Raw genomic sequence first — 255 nt, forward strand, 5'->3', positions numbered from 1 at the left:
CGCTGATCGCCGTCAGCACACCGTCGCAAAAGTGATAGAACCGAGAAGCCTGGGCCAGCACCAACTCGTCAGGCGCCGAGCCCAAGTAGATCGCAGCTTCCGCCAGGCTATTGGTAATCGCCGGTCGAGCCGCCGTCGGCAAGGGCAGGGTGGTCGAGCGATTCTCATGGTCGGTCCACACCACCGAATCGCCTGAAACTACAAGCCGATGCGCCAGCGCATGACTCCAGCCAAACCCCAACCCGCAATCCACGT

Annotated in this window: 1 protein-coding gene; it reads right to left on the minus strand. The window is 62.0% G+C overall.

Annotation, left to right across the window (positions count from 1 at the left end):
• Nucleotides 1-255: DUF6531 domain-containing protein (locus BFP96_RS31455; protein ID WP_371914776.1), on the minus strand; the 255-nt coding region annotated here is incomplete at both ends.

The organism is Pseudomonas sp. 34 E 7, from assembly GCF_900005715.1.
Taxonomy (GTDB): domain Bacteria; phylum Pseudomonadota; class Gammaproteobacteria; order Pseudomonadales; family Pseudomonadaceae; genus Aquipseudomonas; species Aquipseudomonas orientalis_A.